Source organism: Streptomyces sp. 71268 (assembly GCF_029392895.1).
Taxonomy (GTDB): domain Bacteria; phylum Actinomycetota; class Actinomycetes; order Streptomycetales; family Streptomycetaceae; genus Streptomyces.
On sequence record NZ_CP114200.1, the window covers coordinates 2358150 to 2374259 of the forward strand.

General features: G+C 73.6%; 14 protein-coding genes. 5 read left to right on the plus strand and 9 right to left on the minus strand.

The features are described 5' to 3' along the window. Nucleotides 1–41: 41 nt before the first annotated feature. Nucleotides 42–401, minus strand: coding sequence for a DUF6204 family protein (locus OYE22_RS08610; protein ID WP_277319852.1), 360 nt, complete (start codon nucleotides 399–401; stop codon nucleotides 42–44). 160 nt (nucleotides 402–561) lie between these two features. On the opposite strand from OYE22_RS08610, the gene OYE22_RS08615 reads away from it, so the two are divergent. Then, nucleotides 562–1377 carry an NAD(P)H-binding protein gene (locus OYE22_RS08615; RefSeq protein ID WP_277319853.1) on the plus strand — a complete coding sequence of 272 codons (816 nt, stop codon included), beginning with the start codon at nucleotides 562–564 and terminating at the stop codon, nucleotides 1375–1377. A gap of 71 nt (nucleotides 1378–1448) precedes the next feature. Here OYE22_RS08615 and OYE22_RS08620 read toward each other — a convergent pair whose 3' ends face one another. From OYE22_RS08620 to OYE22_RS08635, 4 genes are all read right to left on the minus strand, one after another. Further along, the gene (locus tag OYE22_RS08620) at nucleotides 1449–1781 is read right to left on the minus strand and encodes a hypothetical protein (protein WP_277319854.1); all 333 of its coding nucleotides are present in this window, start codon (nucleotides 1779–1781) and stop codon (nucleotides 1449–1451) included. A gap of 109 nt (nucleotides 1782–1890) precedes the next feature. Further along, nucleotides 1891–2685: a class I SAM-dependent methyltransferase gene (locus OYE22_RS08625; protein ID WP_277319855.1), complete on the minus strand. Its 795-nt coding sequence runs from the start codon at nucleotides 2683–2685 to the stop codon at nucleotides 1891–1893. 536 nt (nucleotides 2686–3221) lie between these two features. Beyond that, nucleotides 3222–4520, minus strand: a complete 1299-nt coding sequence (locus OYE22_RS08630; protein ID WP_277319856.1) for an MFS transporter — start codon at nucleotides 4518–4520, stop codon at nucleotides 3222–3224. Next, entirely contained in the window at nucleotides 4517–5005 is a 489-nt protein-coding gene (locus OYE22_RS08635; RefSeq protein WP_277319857.1) for a MarR family transcriptional regulator, read from the minus strand. The genes OYE22_RS08630 and OYE22_RS08635 overlap by 4 nt, the downstream gene beginning before the upstream one ends. A 453-nt stretch (nucleotides 5006–5458) precedes the next feature. Here OYE22_RS08635 and OYE22_RS08640 point away from each other — a divergent pair, with 453 nt between their 5' ends. Beyond that, on the plus strand, nucleotides 5459–6265 hold the full coding sequence (locus OYE22_RS08640) for a serine protease (RefSeq protein WP_277319858.1): 807 nt from the start codon (nucleotides 5459–5461) through the stop codon (nucleotides 6263–6265). 352 nt (nucleotides 6266–6617) lie between these two features. Here OYE22_RS08640 and OYE22_RS08645 read toward each other — a convergent pair whose 3' ends face one another. Further along, a complete protein-coding gene (locus OYE22_RS08645) occupies nucleotides 6618–7643 on the minus strand; it encodes an ATP-dependent 6-phosphofructokinase (protein WP_176164209.1) in 1026 nt (341 codons plus the stop codon). Nucleotides 7644–8123: 480 nt separating this feature from the next. On the opposite strand from OYE22_RS08645, the gene pta reads away from it, so the two are divergent. The 3 genes from pta to pyk are packed head-to-tail and all read left to right on the plus strand — an operon-like array spanning nucleotide 8124 to nucleotide 12884. Then, nucleotides 8124–10235, plus strand: a complete 2112-nt coding sequence (gene pta / locus OYE22_RS08650) for a phosphate acetyltransferase (RefSeq protein ID WP_277319859.1) — start codon at nucleotides 8124–8126, stop codon at nucleotides 10233–10235. Further along, nucleotides 10232–11413, plus strand: coding sequence for an acetate kinase (locus OYE22_RS08655; RefSeq protein ID WP_277319860.1), 1182 nt, complete (start codon nucleotides 10232–10234; stop codon nucleotides 11411–11413). The genes pta and OYE22_RS08655 overlap by 4 nt, the downstream gene beginning before the upstream one ends. 49 nt (nucleotides 11414–11462) lie before the next feature. Beyond that, nucleotides 11463–12884, plus strand: a complete 1422-nt coding sequence (gene pyk, locus OYE22_RS08660; RefSeq protein WP_277319861.1) for a pyruvate kinase — start codon at nucleotides 11463–11465, stop codon at nucleotides 12882–12884. A gap of 165 nt (nucleotides 12885–13049) precedes the next feature. On the opposite strand, the gene OYE22_RS08665 is transcribed toward pyk, so the two are convergent. The 3 genes from OYE22_RS08665 to OYE22_RS08675 form a co-directional block, all read right to left on the minus strand. Further along, the gene (locus OYE22_RS08665) at nucleotides 13050–14540 is read right to left on the minus strand and encodes a hydrogenase expression protein HypF (protein ID WP_277319862.1); all 1491 of its coding nucleotides are present in this window, start codon (nucleotides 14538–14540) and stop codon (nucleotides 13050–13052) included. Nucleotides 14541–14631: 91 nt separating this feature from the next. Beyond that, nucleotides 14632–15165 carry a DUF6114 domain-containing protein gene (locus OYE22_RS08670; RefSeq protein ID WP_277324053.1) on the minus strand — a complete coding sequence of 178 codons (534 nt, stop codon included), beginning with the start codon at nucleotides 15163–15165 and terminating at the stop codon, nucleotides 14632–14634. A 128-nt stretch (nucleotides 15166–15293) separates the two neighbouring features. Further along, nucleotides 15294–15914, minus strand: a complete 621-nt coding sequence (locus OYE22_RS08675; RefSeq protein WP_277319863.1) for a DUF6230 family protein — start codon at nucleotides 15912–15914, stop codon at nucleotides 15294–15296. Nucleotides 15915–16110: the final 196 nt, after the last annotated feature.

The window sequence follows — 16110 nt, forward strand, 5'->3', positions numbered from 1 at the left end:
ACCGGAGCGGCGTCGGGGCCGGTGTCGGAGCCCGCGCCGGGTCAGGCGTTCCGCTGGGCGGCGGCCCGGCGCTGCCGCTTGCCCAGCGGCGCCTGGGAGAGGTCCTCGGCCCGCGCCCTGAGGTCGCGGTAGCCGTAGCCGCGCTGGTCGAGCCAGGCCCGGGCGCACTCCTCGGCGCGCTCGGTCGCCGCCAGGATGTCCTCCTCGGCCTCGCCGGTGTCCGCGAAGCGGAAGGTGAAGGCGGACCGCGCGGCCAGGTCGTAACTGAGGTGGCCCTCGGTGGTGAACGACGCCCGCAGGACGTCGTGCTCCGCGGCCCGCGCCAGCAGTTCGGCCCGCTGCTCGTCGCTGAGCCCGTCGAAGACGCCACGGACCATGATGCGGAAGGTTCGAGTGGTCATCGCGCGAGCCTAGCCAGGGTGCCCGGCGCCGCTCCACCGGATTCGCCTTGACTTGAACCTTAGGTGAAGTTTTACGTTCACCGAACCCGCTCTCCGCGGCGGGTCGGCCCGCGCCGTGTGGCGGGGCCGGGCGGACCTCCCGAAGGGGCAGTGAGCAGCCATGACGATTCTGGTGACCGGGGCGACCGGCAACGTGGGCCGCGAGGTGGTCGAGCAACTCATCGAGCGGGGGCACCGGGTACGGGCGCTGAGCCGTGACCCCGGGCGGGCCGCGCTGCCGGCCGGCGTCGAGGTGGTGGGCGGCGACCTCGCCGAGCCCGGCACGCTGGACGCGGCGTTCGAGGGCCTGAGCGCGGTCCACCTCATGACGTACAACGCCGACCAGGGGGCGCTGACCACCGGGCCCGAACTCGCCAGGCTGGTGGAGCGGTCCGGGGCGCGGCGGGTCTCGGTGCTGTGGAGCGGCTCCGAGGGCAGCGTGGAGCAGGCGCTGCGGGAGGGCCCCACGCCCTGGACCTTCATCCAGCCGGGCGAGTTCATGTCCAACGCGCTGACCTGGGCGGATTCCATCCGTACCGAGGGCGTGGTGCGCGAGCCGTTCGCGCGGGCGCGCAACGCCTCGGTCCACGAGGGCGACGTGGCGGCGGTGGCCGTGCACGCGCTCACCGAGGACGGCCACGCCGGCCGGCGCTACGTCCTCAGCGGCCCCGAGGCGTTGACCGTCCCGCAGAAGGTCGCGACGTTGGGCGCGGCGCTCGGGCGCGACCTGCGCTACGTCGAACTCACCGAGGAGCAGGCGCGCCAGCGGTGGCGGGAGTCGGGCGCCTCGCCGGAGGCCGTCGACATGCTGGCCGAGTGGCACCGCGACCCGCCGCCCGAGGGGTACACGGTGGTGCCGACGGTGCGGGAGGTCACTGGCCGTCCCGCGCGGAGCTTCGCCGACTGGGCGGCCGAGCACGCGGACCGCTTCCGCTGACCGGCGCGCCGCGCCGGTGGCCACGCGGGCCGGCCCGGTGCGGCCCTCTCGGCGGCCTGGCCGCCGCCCGCCTACGGTTGGCCGGGTGCGCCGGCGGCGTCCTCGGCAGCGGCATCCTCGGCAGCGGCATCCTCGGTAGCGACGGACGCGTCGGCGGCGGGCGCGTCGGTGACGGGCGCGTCAGCGGCCACGTCGCGCGGGGGCCGCGCGTCGCGGTACTGGATGCGGGAGGCCGGGTGGTCGGGTGACTGCTCGTCGAGCGGGACGATCCCGTACCGCGCCACGCAGTCGGGGCACGACCACACGGTGCCGCCGGGGCCGGAGTTGACCTCGATCACCGCCACCGCGATGGCCCGCTCGGTGGGGCCCCGATGGGTGTTGCACCAGCTCGATCGTGTGCTCATGGTTCTCCTCGGCCGCGTTCGTCCAGGAAGGAGGACGCGAAACCGGGCGTCCGGGTGCCAGCGTCACGGGCCCGGATGCGGAAGGCCGGGAAGCCGTGGCACGCGGCTGCTACGCGGGAGCGTGCCGGAGCACGGCCAGGTACTCGTGGTGCTGGTGGAGGAGTTCGCGCGTCACGGTGGACGGTGCCGCGGGGGCACCCGGCGGACCGATCGACCGGCCGCCGACGACGATGTCCGCGAGTTCGAGGCCGGTCCCGGCGAGCAACAACGCCAGGTCGGCGGGGGTGTAGCAGCGCAGGGTCTGGCTGAACTCGCGCCCGGGCTCGGTGGCCGAACGCCAGGTGTCGGTCGCGGCGCAGGTGACGGGGTCGAACCGGGTCCGCTCGTACAACTCGTGGTCGTAGCCGGCCTCCGGGTCCGGCAGCAGGTGCTCCTCGTCGCCGTCCCAGCCGGCCCAGACGAACGGGTTGAACACGTCGACCAGCGCCACCCCGGCGGGGGCCAGCCAGTGGTCGGCGATGCGGTGCAGCAGCCGCCGCTGATCGGCGTCGGCGCCGATGCCGAAGCCGTTCCAGTAGGTGACGGCGTCGAAGCGGCCGTCGAGGCGCACGGCGTAGAAGTCCGCCTTGTGGAACGTCAGCGAGCCGGCCCCGAGGCCAGTCGCGAGCCCTGCCGCGTGGTCGGCGCGGTCGCTGAGTTCGACGGCCGTCACGGCGTAGCCGGCGCGCGCGGTGGCCACGGCCGTGGCCCCGTAACCGGCGCCCAGCTCCAACACCCGCCGCACGCCGGGCCCTGTGTGCGAGCGCAGCGCCTCGACGCGCGACGCGTCCCGCTCCGTCACCCTGGCATCCGCCCGGGCCCACCAGGCGCCGGTCACCGAGTAGAACTCGCGCACCTCATCCATGCCCCGGAGCCAAGCACACGCCACCGCCGCCCCAACGCCTTTTCGCCTCGGCGGCACCCGGGGTGGGCGGCGCGGCCGGCCGAACGGCGCTGGCGGGCCCGGCAGGGCGCACCCGCGCGGCCTCCCCAGCGGCCTCCCGCGCGGCCTCGCCGGGCCGCCTTACGGCGTCTTCGGCGCCGCGCAACCGTGTGAGGCCGCCGAGCGCCTGGCGAACTCCGCCAGCGCCCGCCGCTCGTACGCCGGGTCCTCGCTCAACCTCGCTCAACTCCCGCTCCCGGTCCCGGTCCCGGTCCCGGTCCGTGAGCGTGCCCTCGATCCTCTCGGCCGGGCACGACGGGCGCTGCCGGGCCTCGCCGCACTCCGCGAGGCCCCACCAGAACTGGAGCCGCGGCACCTCCGAGTGGCCCGCGCGCTGCCTGTCGAAGTCCGGTGCCTCGGGTCCGATGCCGCTCCCGTTCTCCACGACGTACCGCGACTCATCTCGCCCCCGTCGTCGCGGGCCGCCTCCTCGTACGGGCTGCGCGGCCGGCGGGGCGTCAGTTCACCGCACCGGCGGACGCCGCGGCACCGGGCTCGGGGGCGGCTGGCCGCTCGGCGGCGGATGGCGTGCGGTAGGCGCGCAGGGGGGCGTTGGCCACGGCCACGGCGGCGACCGCCAGCGCGGCGACCACCCCGCCGATGACCAGCGAGCAGGGGGCGGAGGTGACCGACGCGACCAGTCCGCCGCGGAAGTTGCCGAGTTCGGGGCCCGCGACACCGATGACGTGCTCCACCGACGAGACCCGCCCCCGGTACGCGTCCGGGGTCTCGCGCTGGACCAGGGCACCTCGGGTGATGACGGACACGGTGTCGGCCGCGCCCGCCACCGCCAGGCAGCCGAGCGCCAGCCACAACGGCCCCGCCAGGCCGAAGCCGGCCAGCGCCAGGCCCCAGACGCCGGCCGCGGACAACTGCGCCAGGCCGGCGCGGCGCCAGCGCGTCACCGTGCCGGAGAGCAGGCCGGCCGCGATCCCGCCGACCGCGACGGCCGAGAGGAACAGCCCGAGGGTCCGCGGGTCGCCCCCGAAACGCACCTCGTTGACCAGCGGAAAGAGCGCCACGGGCATGGCGAGCAGGGTCGCGGACAGGTCGGTGGCCAGCGAGCCCCACAGCGGCGGGTGCCGCAGCACGACCCGCCATCCACCGCGCTTCGGCCGCCGCCGGCCGCCGGCGGCCTCGGCGCCCTCGGGGCGCGTGACGGGCAGGTGGCGCGTCGCGAGCGCCGCGACCGCCATGGCCAGGGCCTGGGCGGCGTACGCGGCGGCGACGTCCCAGCGGGCGATGACCAGCCCGGCCAGCGCGGGCCCGGCCAGCATCGCCGTCTGGAAGGAGACGTTGGTCAGCGCGAGGCCGGCCGCGACCTGGCCGGCCGGCAGCAGCCGGACCGGCAACGCGCGCCGGGCCGGAGCGCCGAGAGCGCCGCAGCTCGCGCCCACGGCCACCAGGGCGAGCAGCAGCACCACGCTCCGGTTGCCCGCCAGGGCCTGGGCGCACAGCCCCGTGGCGGCCAGCAGTTGACCCACGGTGGTGGCCCGCACCACCGCGCGGCGGTCGACGGCGTCGGCCAACACGCCGCCGAGCAGCCCGAACAGCACCATCGGCAGGCCGGTGGCGATCCCGATGGCGCCGGTGGCCACGGGGCTGCCGGTCAGTTCCCAGACCTGGGCCAGCACCGCCACGTTGGCCATCTGGCCGCCGAGTTGCGAGGCCGAGGTGCCGATCCACAGGGCGCGAAACGCCCGCCCGCTCCGCAGCGGGCGGGTGTCGAGGAGCCGGACGCGAACCCGCCGACTCACTGTGGCGGCTCGACGAGATGGCCCAGCACCCGCTGCCGCATCGACCGCCGCTCCAGCGCCCGCCGCACCTCCTCGACCACGGCGGTCATCGCGTACGGCACCTCGCCGTCCAACTCGGCGACCGTCGCGTGGGTGGCGCGCCACTCCGCCTCCAGGAACGGCACCAGCGACCGGCCGCGCTCGGTCAGGTCGATCCGCCGGGTGCGGGCGTCGGGCCCCGGTTCGGAGGTCACCAGCCCCTCCCTGCGCAGGGCGGCGACGGTCTGGCTGACCGCCGAGTGCGAGCGGTCCAGGGAGCGCGCGAGTTCCCGAATGGTCAGCGGCCCGGTGTGAGCGAGCCGGATCAGCGGATACGCGAACCGGGGCCGCACCCCCTCGATGCCGCGCTCGACGTAGACCTGCTCGATCTCGGCGTCCATGGCGGCCAACAGCTCGCGCAGCGCGTGCCAGGGATCGGGGACGGCGGTGGGGTCGGAAGATGTCACAGCGCTAATATAACAGCGCTGCGACATTCTAGCCGCCCGCCCGGACCCCTGTCGCCGACGACGGGAACACACGCCCGCGCCCGACGGCCGCGACACCAGCCAACGCCCGGAAGGCGACCAACTCAGGTTCCCCGCGCGCCGCCCACCAGGGCTGACGGCCCCCGAACCCCGACTCCGCCTCGCCGTCACCCCCTTCCAACTGCCTTACGCTGCATGCCCGTTGAGAAGACCGGAGTGCGGCGCCCCCCTCACGGCGGGCGCCCGGCGGGGGCGGGGCCCATAGGCAGGCCGTATGCAAGGTTGGGATTGTTACGGAAGTGGCCCGGTGTCCCACAGTGAGTGGCGGCCGGCGTTCAGCCCCGGCCCGGGAGGGCCGGCCCGCGTGCCTGGGGCCGGTCGGGACGGACCCCCTCTCCCAGCGCTCCCCCCACCGTCTTTGGAGGACAGCACGCCATGAGACTCCGCAACCTGCTGCGCGTCGCGCTCGCCCCCGCGCTGATCGCCGCAGCCGTCCTGTCCGCGCAGAGCGCCAGCGCCGCGGACCGCACGCCCGAACCCACCGCGCCCAGCACGAGGATCGTCGGCGGCGGCCCGGCCAGCGAGGCGTACTCGTTCATGGGCTCCATGCAGGTCAACGGCCGGCACGGCTGCGGCGCCTCGCTCATCAAGAGCGGGTGGATGGTCACCGCCGCGCACTGCGTGGCCGGCCAGCAGCCCGGCAACTTCCGGATACGCATCGGCTCGTCCGACCACCTCAGCGGCGGCACCCTCGCCTCGGTCTCGCAGATCATCCGCCACCCCCGTTACGGACAGGTCGGCCCGTACGACATCGCGCTGCTGCGGCTGAGCCAGCCGGTGGCCAACCAGCCGATCAACATCGCCAGCACCTCGCCCGTCGAGGGCACCGCCACCCGCCTGCTCGGCTGGGGCCAGACGTGCGGCTCGCCCGGCTGCGGTCCCGCGCCACGTGGCCTGAAGGAGCTCAACACGCGCATCAACCCGGACCGGATGTGCACCACCAACTTCAACAGCTCCGTGGAGCTGTGCGTCTACGGCAGCCGCTCCGGCACCGCCTGTTACGGCGACTCCGGCGGCCCGGCCCTGGTGAAGGAGGGTGGCGTCTGGCGGCTGGCCGGCGCGACCAGCCGGGCGGGCGTGAACAACCAGATCTGCGGCACCGGTGACGCCACCGTCTACACTGACGTGACCGCCCACCAGCAGTGGATCGCCCAGCAGACGGGCGGCCTGCTCACCAGCTAGGCACCGCCCCGCTCCCAGACGGCCCCCGCAGCCGAGCCGCGTCCCCGCTGGCCGGCGCGGGGGCCGGCCCGCCCCGCGCGGCCCGTGCCGGGAGGGCCAGCCGGGCCCGGCGCCAGCCCGGGGCGGACGACGGGTTCCGGTAGCCGGTCGGGGATGCCGGGCCCGGGCGGGCCGGGTGGCCGCGACGGGGTCGCGCCCGCTCGGCCGGTACGGGCGGCGGCCGAAGCCGCGCGTTCGGTGGGAAGCCGCGCGAACCGGCCGCCGCCCCTCGCCCCCGCCAGAGCGGCCGGTCAGCCGGCCCGGCGGTGGGCGCGGACGGTAACGGCGCCGGGGCCGGGGGCCGAACCGGTGGTCAGAAGACCGACTCCGCCTCGTCCATCCGGTCAGCCGGCACCCGCTTCAGCTCGGTGACCGCCTCGGCCAGCGGCACCAGCGTCACCTCCGTGCCGCGCAGCGCCGTCATCATCCCGAAGTCGCCTCGGTGCGCCGCCTCCACCGCGTGCCAGCCGAAGCGGGTGGCCAGGACGCGGTCGTACGCGGTGGGCGTGCCGCCGCGCTGCACGTGGCCGAGGATGACCGGGCGGGCCTCCTTGCCGAGGCGGTTCTCCAGCTCGGCGGCCAGCCGGTTGCCGATGCCCGCGAAGCGCTCGTGGCCGTACTGGTCGATCTCGCCCTTCTGGTAGTCCATCGAGCCCGCGGCGGGGTGCGCGCCCTCGGCGACGCAGATCACGGCGAACTTCTTGCCCCGCGCGAACCGCTCCTCGACCATCTTCACCAGGTCGGCGACGTCGAAGGGGCGCTCGGGCAGGCAGATGCCGTGCGCGCCGCCGGCCATGCCGGACTCAAGGGCGATCCAGCCCGCGTGCCGGCCCATGACCTCCACCACCATGACCCGCTGGTGCGACTCGGCGGTGGTCTTCAGCCGGTCGATCGCCTCGGTGGCCACGCCGACGGCCGTGTCGAAGCCGAAGGTGCGGTCGGTGGCCGAGATGTCGTTGTCGATGGTCTTCGGCACGCCGACGACGGGCATGCCCGCGTCCGCGAGCATCCGGGCCGCGGTCAGCGTGCCCTCGCCGCCGATCGGGATGAGCGCGTCGATGCCGTACGAGCGGGCCAGCTCCTCGCAGTTCTCGGCGGCCTCGCGCAGCCGGGCGCGCTCCAGGCGGGCCGAGCCGAGGATGGTCCCGCCACGGGCGAGGATGCCGCTGACGGCGTCGAGGTCGAGGGGCCTGAAGCGACCGTCGAGGAGTCCCTTGAAGCCGTCCTCGAAGCCGATGACCTCGTCGTCGTGTCCGGCGACGGCGCGGTGCACGACCGACCGGATCACGGCGTTGAGACCGGGGCAGTCGCCCCCGGCGGTGAGCACTCCGATGCGCATCCTGGTCTTTCTCCTGCTCCTGGGGTTCCCCGTGGGCCGGGGCCGGGGGAGGTACATATGAGCTCGTCCGATTGTTTCACGGGCCCGAAGCCCCCGCGCACCCCATGGGTCATGCGCTATACCCACGGCCCCGGGTAGTGTCAAGAGGCAGTGGCCGGCCCGGACGGGTGATTCTTCGTCCGGCACGGGCTGGAGCACGACGCCCGTTTCGGGGCAGGCGATCCACGGCGGTGCCGGGCCCCGGCCAGGACCCGCCGTGGCGCCCCGCGCCGTACGCCGCACCGCGCCGGGTTCCGGCCACGGCCCGCCCGCGCGGGCCGTGGTGGCGCGGGCGGCCAGGGTCGCAGCCCGGACCCGGTCGCGGCACCCTGGACGGCGGGGAGCGGGCCGGCCCCGCGCGCCCCCGGGCCACACCGCGGGACCAGCCGGGTAGCACCGGCGGAGCAAGAGCCGACGCAGCCGAAGGATCGGAGAGCACGCGTGACGCGCAGCGTGTATGTGACCGGGATCGACCGCGGCGACGGCCGCCAGGTCGTGGAGCTGGGAGTGATGGAGCTCCTGACCCGCCACGTGGACCGGGTGGGCGTCTTCCGCCCCCTGATGCACGACGGGCCCGACCGGCTCTACGAGCTGCTGCGCGCCCGCTACCGGCTCACCCAGCCGTCGGAGTCGGTCTACGGCATCGGCTACGACGAGGCCGCGACGCTCCAGGCCGAGCGCGGCACCGACGAACTGGTCGCCGAGCTGGTCACCCGCTTCCACGCGGTGGCCAGGGAGTACGAGTACGTGCTCGTGCTGGGCAGCGACTACGCGGCCACCAGCCTCCCGGACGAGCTGCACCTGAACGCGCGGCTGGCCAACGAGTTCGGCGCCGCCGTCATCACCGTGGTCGGCGGGCAGGACCAGACCGCCGAGTCGGTGCGCTCCGAGGCCCGCAACGCCTACCGCGCCTACCAGGGGCACGGCTGTGACGTGGTGGCCCTGGTGGTCAACCGGACCGACCCGGCCGACCGGGCCGAGATCGCCGGGCCGCTGGCCGAGCAGTTGCCCGTGCCCTGCTACGCGCTGCCCGAGGACGGCTCGCTCTCGGCGCCCACCGTGCGCCAGGTGGTGCACGCGCTCGGCGCCGAGGTGCTGCTCGGCGACGACTCGGGGCTCGCCCGCGACGTGCGCGACTTCGTCTTCGGCGGCGCCATGCTGCCCACCTTCCTGCCCGCGCTGACCGAAGGGGCCCTGGTGGTCACGCCGGGCGACCGCGCGGACCTGATCATCGGGTCGCTGGCCGCGCACACCGCCGGCGCCCCGCCCATCGCGGGCGTGCTGCTGACGCTGGACGCCCGCCCGGGGCCCGACATCCTGGCCCTGGCGTCCCGGCTCGCCCCCGGCACGCCGGTCATCTCCGTTCCCGGCGGCAGCTTCCCGACGGCGGCCGAACTCTTCGCCCTGGAGGGCAAGCTGAGCGCGACCGTCCCGCGCAAGGCGGAGACCGCGCTCGGCCTGTTCGAGCGGCACGTGGACACCGCCGAGCTGACCGACCGGATCTCGGTGGCCCGCTCCAGCCGGGTCACGCCGATGATGTTCGAGCACGAGCTGCTTGAGCGCTCGCGCTCCCGGCGGCGCCGCGTCGTACTGCCCGAGGGCACCGAGGAGCGCGTGCTGCGCGCCGCCGACGTGCTGCTGCGCCGCGACGTGTGCGACCTGACGCTGCTCGGCGCGGAGGACGCGGTCCGCAAGCGCGCCACCGACCTCGGCATCGACCTGAGCGGCGCGCAGATCACCGACCCGCACACCTCGCCGCTGCGCGAGCGGTTCGCGGAGCTGTACGCGAAACTGCGGGCGCACAAGGGCGTCTCGTACGAGCTGGCGTACGACGTCGTGGCCGACGTGTCCTACTTCGGCACGCTGATGGTGCAGGAGGGCCTGGCCGACGGCATGGTCTCGGGCGCGGTGCACTCGACGGCGGCCACCATCCGGCCCGCCTTCGAGGTGATCAAGACGGCGCCCGGGGCGGAGATCGTCTCGTCCGTGTTCTTCATGTGCCTGGCCGACCGGGTGCTGGTCTACGGCGACTGCGCGGTCAACCCCGACCCGAACGCCGAGCAGCTCGCGGACATCGCCATCCAGTCGGCGGCCACCGCCGCCAAGTTCGGCGTCACGCCCAAGATCGCCATGCTCTCGTACTCCACCGGCACCTCCGGCTCGGGCGCGGACGTGGACAAGGTCCGCAGGGCCACCGAACTGGTCCGCGAGCGGCGGCCCGACCTGCCGGTGGAGGGGCCGATCCAGTACGACGCGGCCGTGGACGCCGCCGTGGCCGCCACCAAGCTCCCCGACTCCCAGGTCGCCGGTCAGGCCACCGTGCTGATCTTCCCCGACCTGAACACGGGCAACAACACCTACAAGGCCGTCCAGCGCTCGGCCGGCGCCGTCGCCGTCGGCCCGGTCCTGCAGGGGCTGCGCAAGCCGGTCAACGACCTCTCGCGCGGCGCCCTCGTCCAGGACATCGTCAACACCGTCGCCATCACCGCCATCCAGGCCCAGGCCGCCCCCGGCGCCCCGGCGGCGCCCGCAGAGAAAGCACCCCGCGCGTGAACCACTCCCCCGACCGCACCCGAGTGCTGGTCCTCAACTCCGGCTCCTCCTCGGTCAAGTACCAGCTCCTCGACATGACCGACGGCGGCCGGCTGGCCGCGGGCATCGTGGAGCGCGTCGGCGAGGGCGAGGTGCCCGACCACACGGCCGCGCTCGACCGGGTCTCCGCCGAACTGTCCGCCCAGGGGCTCGGCCTGGACTCGCCCGCGCTGGCCGCCGTGGGACACCGGGTGGTGCACGGCGGCACCCGGTTCACCGAGCCGACGCTGATCACCGACGAGGTGCTCGCCGAGATCGAGAAGCTGGTCCCGCTGGCGCCACTGCACAACCCGGCCAACGTGACCGGCATCAAGGTGGCCCGCGCCCTGCGCCCCGACCTGCCGCAGGTCGCCGTCTTCGACACCGCCTTCCACGCCACGATGCCGGAGTACGCGGCCCGGTACGCGATCGACGTGGACACCGCCGACCGGTACGGGGTGCGGCGCTACGGCTTCCACGGCACCTCGCACGCCTACGTCTCGCGGGCCGTGGCCGACCTGCTCGGCAAGGACGTCGCCGACCTCAACACGATCGTGCTGCACCTGGGCAACGGGGCCAGCGCGTCGGCGGTGGCCGGCGGCGTGTGCGTGGAGACCTCGATGGGGCTCACGCCGCTGGAAGGGCTGGTCATGGGCACCCGGTCGGGCGACCTGGACCCGGCGGCCATCTTCCATCTGGCGCGGGTCGGCCGCATGTCGGTGGACGAGATCGACGCCCTGCTCAACAAGCACAGCGGCCTGATCGGGCTGTGCGGCGACAACGACATGCGCGAGATCGGCCGCCGGATGGGCGAGGGCGACCAGGACGCGCAGCTCGCCTTCGACATCTACGTCCACCGGCTGCGCAAGTATGTGGGCGCGTACACCGCGGTACTCGGCCGGGTGGACGCGCTCGCCTTCACCGCCGGGGTCGGCGAGAACTCGGCCGCCGTCCGCGAGGCGACGCTGCGCGGGCTCGGCGGGCTCGGCATCGAGGTGGACACGGTCCGCAACGCGCTGCGCGGCAGCGGCGGGCGGTTGATCTCGACCGAGCGCAGCGCGGTGGCCGTCGCCGTGGTACCGACCGACGAGGAACTGGAGATCGCCACGCAGACGTACCGGCTGGTGAGCGCGGAGCGCTCCGGCACGTCAGAGCGGTAGACCAGCCCGATAAATTCCGCCCCGAAACAAAACGGATAGGATCTGCCTCATGCGCCGTTCCAAAATCGTCTGCACCCTGGGTCCCGCCGTCGACTCCTACGACCAGCTCAAGTCGCTGATCGAGTCGGGGATGAACGTGGCCCGCTTCAACATGAGCCACGGGTCCCACTCGGAGCACGAGGAGCGGTACCACCGGCTCCGCAAGGCGTCCGAGGAGACCGGCCGCGCGGTGGGCGTCCTCGCCGACCTCCAGGGCCCCAAGATCCGCCTGGAGACCTTCGCCGACGGGCCGGTGGAGCTGGTGCGCGGTGACGAGTTCACCATCACCACCGAGGACGTCGCGGGCGACCGGACCATCTGCGGCACCACGTACAAGGGCCTGCCCGGGGACGTCTCCAAGGGCGAGTCGATCCTCATCAACGACGGCAACGTCGCCCTCCAGGTGGTCGAGGTGGACGGGCCGCGGGTGCGCTCCATCGTCATCGAGGGCGGCGTGATCTCCGACCACAAGGGCATCAACCTGCCCGGCGTGGCCGTCAACGTGCCCGCGCTGTCCGAGAAGGACGTCGAGGACCTGAAGTTCGCGCTGGAGCTGGGCTGCGACATGGTCGCGCTGTCCTTCGTGCGGGACGCGGCCGACGTGCGCGACGTGCACCGGGTGATGGACGAGGTCGGCCGGCGCGTGCCGGTGATCGCCAAGGTGGAGAAGCCGCAGGCGGTGGCCAACATGGAGGAGGTCGTCGCGGCCTTCGACGCGGTCATGGTGGCCCGCGGCGACCTGGCGGTCGAGTACCCGCTGGAGCAGGTGCCGATGGTGCAGAAGCGGCTCATCGAGATGTGCCGCCGCAACGCCAAGCCGGTGATCGTGGCGACCCAGATGATGGAGTCGATGATCACCAACTCCCGGCCGACGCGCGCCGAGGCGTCCGATGTCGCCAACGCGATCCTGGACGGCGCGGACGCGGTGATGCTCTCGGCCGAGTCCTCGGTCGGCGCGTACCCGCTGGAGACCGTCAAGACGATGTCGCGCATCGTCACCGCCGCCGAGGAGGAGTTGCTCTCGCGCGGCCTGCAGCCGCTGGTGCCGGGCAAGAAGCCGCGCACGCAGGGCGGTTCGGTGGCCCGCGCCGCCGCCGAGATCGCCGACTTCCTCGGCGCCAAGTCGCTGGTGGCCTTCACCAAGTCCGGCGACACGGCCCGCCGGCTCTCCCGCTACCGGGCCCAGCAGCCGATCCTGGCCTTCACCACCGACACGCTGACCCGCAACGTGCTGACGCTGAGCTGGGGCGTGGAGACGTTCGTGGTCCCGCACGTGGCCAACACCGACGCCATGGTGGACCTCGTCGACGCGGAGCTGCTCAAGCTGGGCCGCTACAACGAGGGCGACACCATGATCATCACGGCCGGCTCCCCGCCCGGCGTGCCCGGCACCACCAACATGGTGCGCGTCCACCACCTGGGCTCCTCCTGACCCACACGCGACGACCGTGGGCCGCGCCGCCACTCACATGGCGACGCGGCCCACGGCCTTGTGCGGCTCCCGGTGGCCCGGGGGGCGGTCCCACGGAGGGACCGCCGGGTGAGCGGCGGCCCGGAGCGACGGGCGTCCCACCCGCCGGGCCCGGCCGTGCGCCGCTCAGCCCTCCGTCTGGTACAGGTGCATGCCGGGCACGGTGAGCGTCCCACCGAGCTGCCCCGCCTGGGTCACCCGCACGTCGGTGAAGAACAGTTCGGGAAGCGTCAACGGCGGTGGCGCCTCGGGGCTGAAGGTGACCGGGATGAGACCGAGCAGCTTGCCCTTCAGCTCCTCCGTGTACATCGTCACGGTGCCGTCACGCATCGTCGAGTTGCTGCCTTTACGCGCGTCAACGTGCGTCTTCGTACCGCCGGGCCCGACCACCGTCTGCCGCAGGTCGCGGATGTCGATGGAGCTGGCGGTGAACTTCAGGACCGCCTTCTCCCGGCCGCTGTACGTCTTCACCTTGACGATGCCGTCGTACTTGAGGCCGTGCAGGGCGAGCAGGCTGCTCTCCAGGATCCACGGGTCCTCGGGCAGCAGCGGGGCGCCCTCCTCCAACTTGGCGTTGCGCAGCGCCTCCTCGTCCTTGACGGGGCACGGGTAGGGCTGCGGGTCGTCGGCCGACGGCAGGGTCGGCTTCGCGGTCGGGTCGGCGTCGTCCTTGGCCCCCTCGGCCCCCTCGCCCCGTTCCGCGTCCTCGCCCTTGGTGGCCCCCTCGGCGTCCTCGGTCGCGTTCGCCCGCTCCCGCTCCGCCTTGTCGGCCGCCTCCCGCTGTGCCTTCTCGATCCGCTCCCTGAGCTCCGCGGCCTTCTTCTCGGTCGCGGCGTCGCCGGCGTCGCCCGCGTCATTACCTGACGGTGCGTCACCCTTGTTCGTGGGTACGTCCGTCGCGGCGCCGTCGGCGTCGCCCTTGGCCGCTTCCTTGCCAGCGTCCTGGCCGGCTTCGGTGTCCGTGTCCGTACTCGCGTCCGCGTCCGGTCGGGGCGCGTCGTCGGTGGGCGCCGGGGTGGCCGGCTGGTCGCCCTTGTCGCCGTCGAGCAGGTCCTTGATCTTGTCGCCCAGGCCCAGCGGGTCGAGCGGGTTCCTCGGCTCGGTCTGGGACGGACTCGGAGTGGTGCCGGGCGGCTTGGTCGCGTCCTCGGGGGCCATGGTGTCCCCGGCCTCCTCGGACCCGGACTTCGGGTCGTTCGTCGTGGAGGACGCCTTCGGGGGCGCCTGCGTGGCGTGGTCGGCCTCGGGCCGCGCGTCGGAGGTGGCGCCCGGCGCGGGCTCGTGGTCGTCGGCCGCGTCCCCGTCCGGCGAGGTAGAACTCCCGGGCGTGGTCGGCTCGTTGGTCCCGCCCGGCTTGTCGCCCGGCTTCTCGTCCCGTTGGTCGCGCTGGTCTGACTTGTCGTCCGACCGCGGATCCCGCTCGCCCTTGCCGTCCCGCTCGTCCTCGGCGTCCTGCTGGTCCGGCTGGGTCACGCAGGGGCCGGGCTTGAAGCGGTCCTTGGCCTGGGTCTCGGCCTGTGCGAGCTGCGGCGTGAGCCCCATGCCCATCAGCACGGCCGTCGGCATGGCCGCCAAGGCGATGGCCTTGCCCGCGGGCATGTGCAGCCGGTTCAGCATCGATTTCTTCGGGGCGGCGTGCCGCGGCCCCGTTCTGGCCCGGCGGCGAGTCTCGCCCTCCCGGCGGGTCTCGCCTTCCGGCGGCCCCTGTTCACCCCGCACGGTGCCTCCCATTCCTGGATTCCTGGTCCGACGCGGTCCCGGCGTCCGCCGCCTCCCGGGCGTCGTCCACGCCCTCGTCCGGATCGGGCCCAACGGCCTGCGCGTCCTTCGTCGATTTCGCGGCGAGCACCTCGCCGGGCGCCCACGAGACGCCCAGCGCGCCGCCGAACAGCGCCAGCAGGAAGCCCAGCAGGAAGCCTCCGAAGTTGGAGACCACCAGGGAGACCAGGCCGAGGAGGATCGCGGCGACCCCCGCGAAGACCCGCGTGGCGGACTGGAACCACATGGTCAGCCCGAGGACCACCAGCAGCACGCCGATGATCAGCGAACCGGAACCGGCGGTGGTGGACATCCGGATGGTCAACTGGCCCATGGTGAGGTTGGCGTACGGGAAGTACGCGATGGGCAGCCCGCCGAGCAGCGTCAGCAGCCCCGCCCAGAACGGGCGCTGCCAGCGCCACGCACGGAACGCCGTCCGCCACTGGCGGACCCGGTCACGCGCCCCGGACGACTCGGCGCCCATCGAAACCCCCGGCGACTCGGCACTCATCGAAAACAGCTCCCTGGGGCTGGCGATCGCATCGTCGATCGCGGATGTTCACTGCGTGGGCACGGGGGTGAGGGGCCACGCCCCCCACCCGCCTCAGTGCCTCAGTAGCACTCGTGCTTGCCCTTTTTCACGTTCATGGACAGGCCCGAGAGCTTGAAGGTGCCCGCGCTGGTCGCCCAGGCGGTCTGCTTGACATCCTTCAACTGCGCCCTGTCGGCCTCCTGGGCGAACGAACCGGGGTCCGCCTGGTCGCCCTTCTTGATCCCAGGGCCGTACTTCGTGTCGCCCGCCGCCACGCCGATGTTGATGTCCGTGAACGTGGCATCGGCGTTCAACTGGTCGAGGTCGATGTAGAGGTTCTTCGCCTCGACCGGCTTGCCCGCCTTCGTACCGGCCGACAGCTTCAGCGACACGTCGCCGAAGAGCGGGACCGGAACGACGACGGACTGGCACAGGTTCTTGATCGTGGCGCTGTCGAAGGCCGACACGGCGACGGGGACCCTCTTGCCCCCGTGCTGTGCGTCGATCGCGCCGTACTGGACGAACCCCTTGCCGTCGAGTTCGCCAGCGGTGACCTTGAACTGCTGGCCGGAGACGCTGAACGATGCTGCCAGCGCCCCCTGTGAGAGGGCCACACCGATGGCGGCCGTCGCAGCGACGCTGGGCACCATGACGACGGCGAACCGCTTCCATCTGGTCCCGCCACGAGCCAGGGACTCCATGACTTTCCTCCTTCTCGGACGTACATCTCCAAATCCGAGCCCGCCGCCGTGATCACGGCGACCCTGATCTGAGATGGGAGAAGTGCTACGTCCTCGGGAAGGAGAGCGCCCGCGCCGGGCAGGGTGCACCCGGATCACCGGCGATCACCCCCGAGCGACAACCACTGCCGCGCTGGGCGCGCGGCCTTGCCGGACA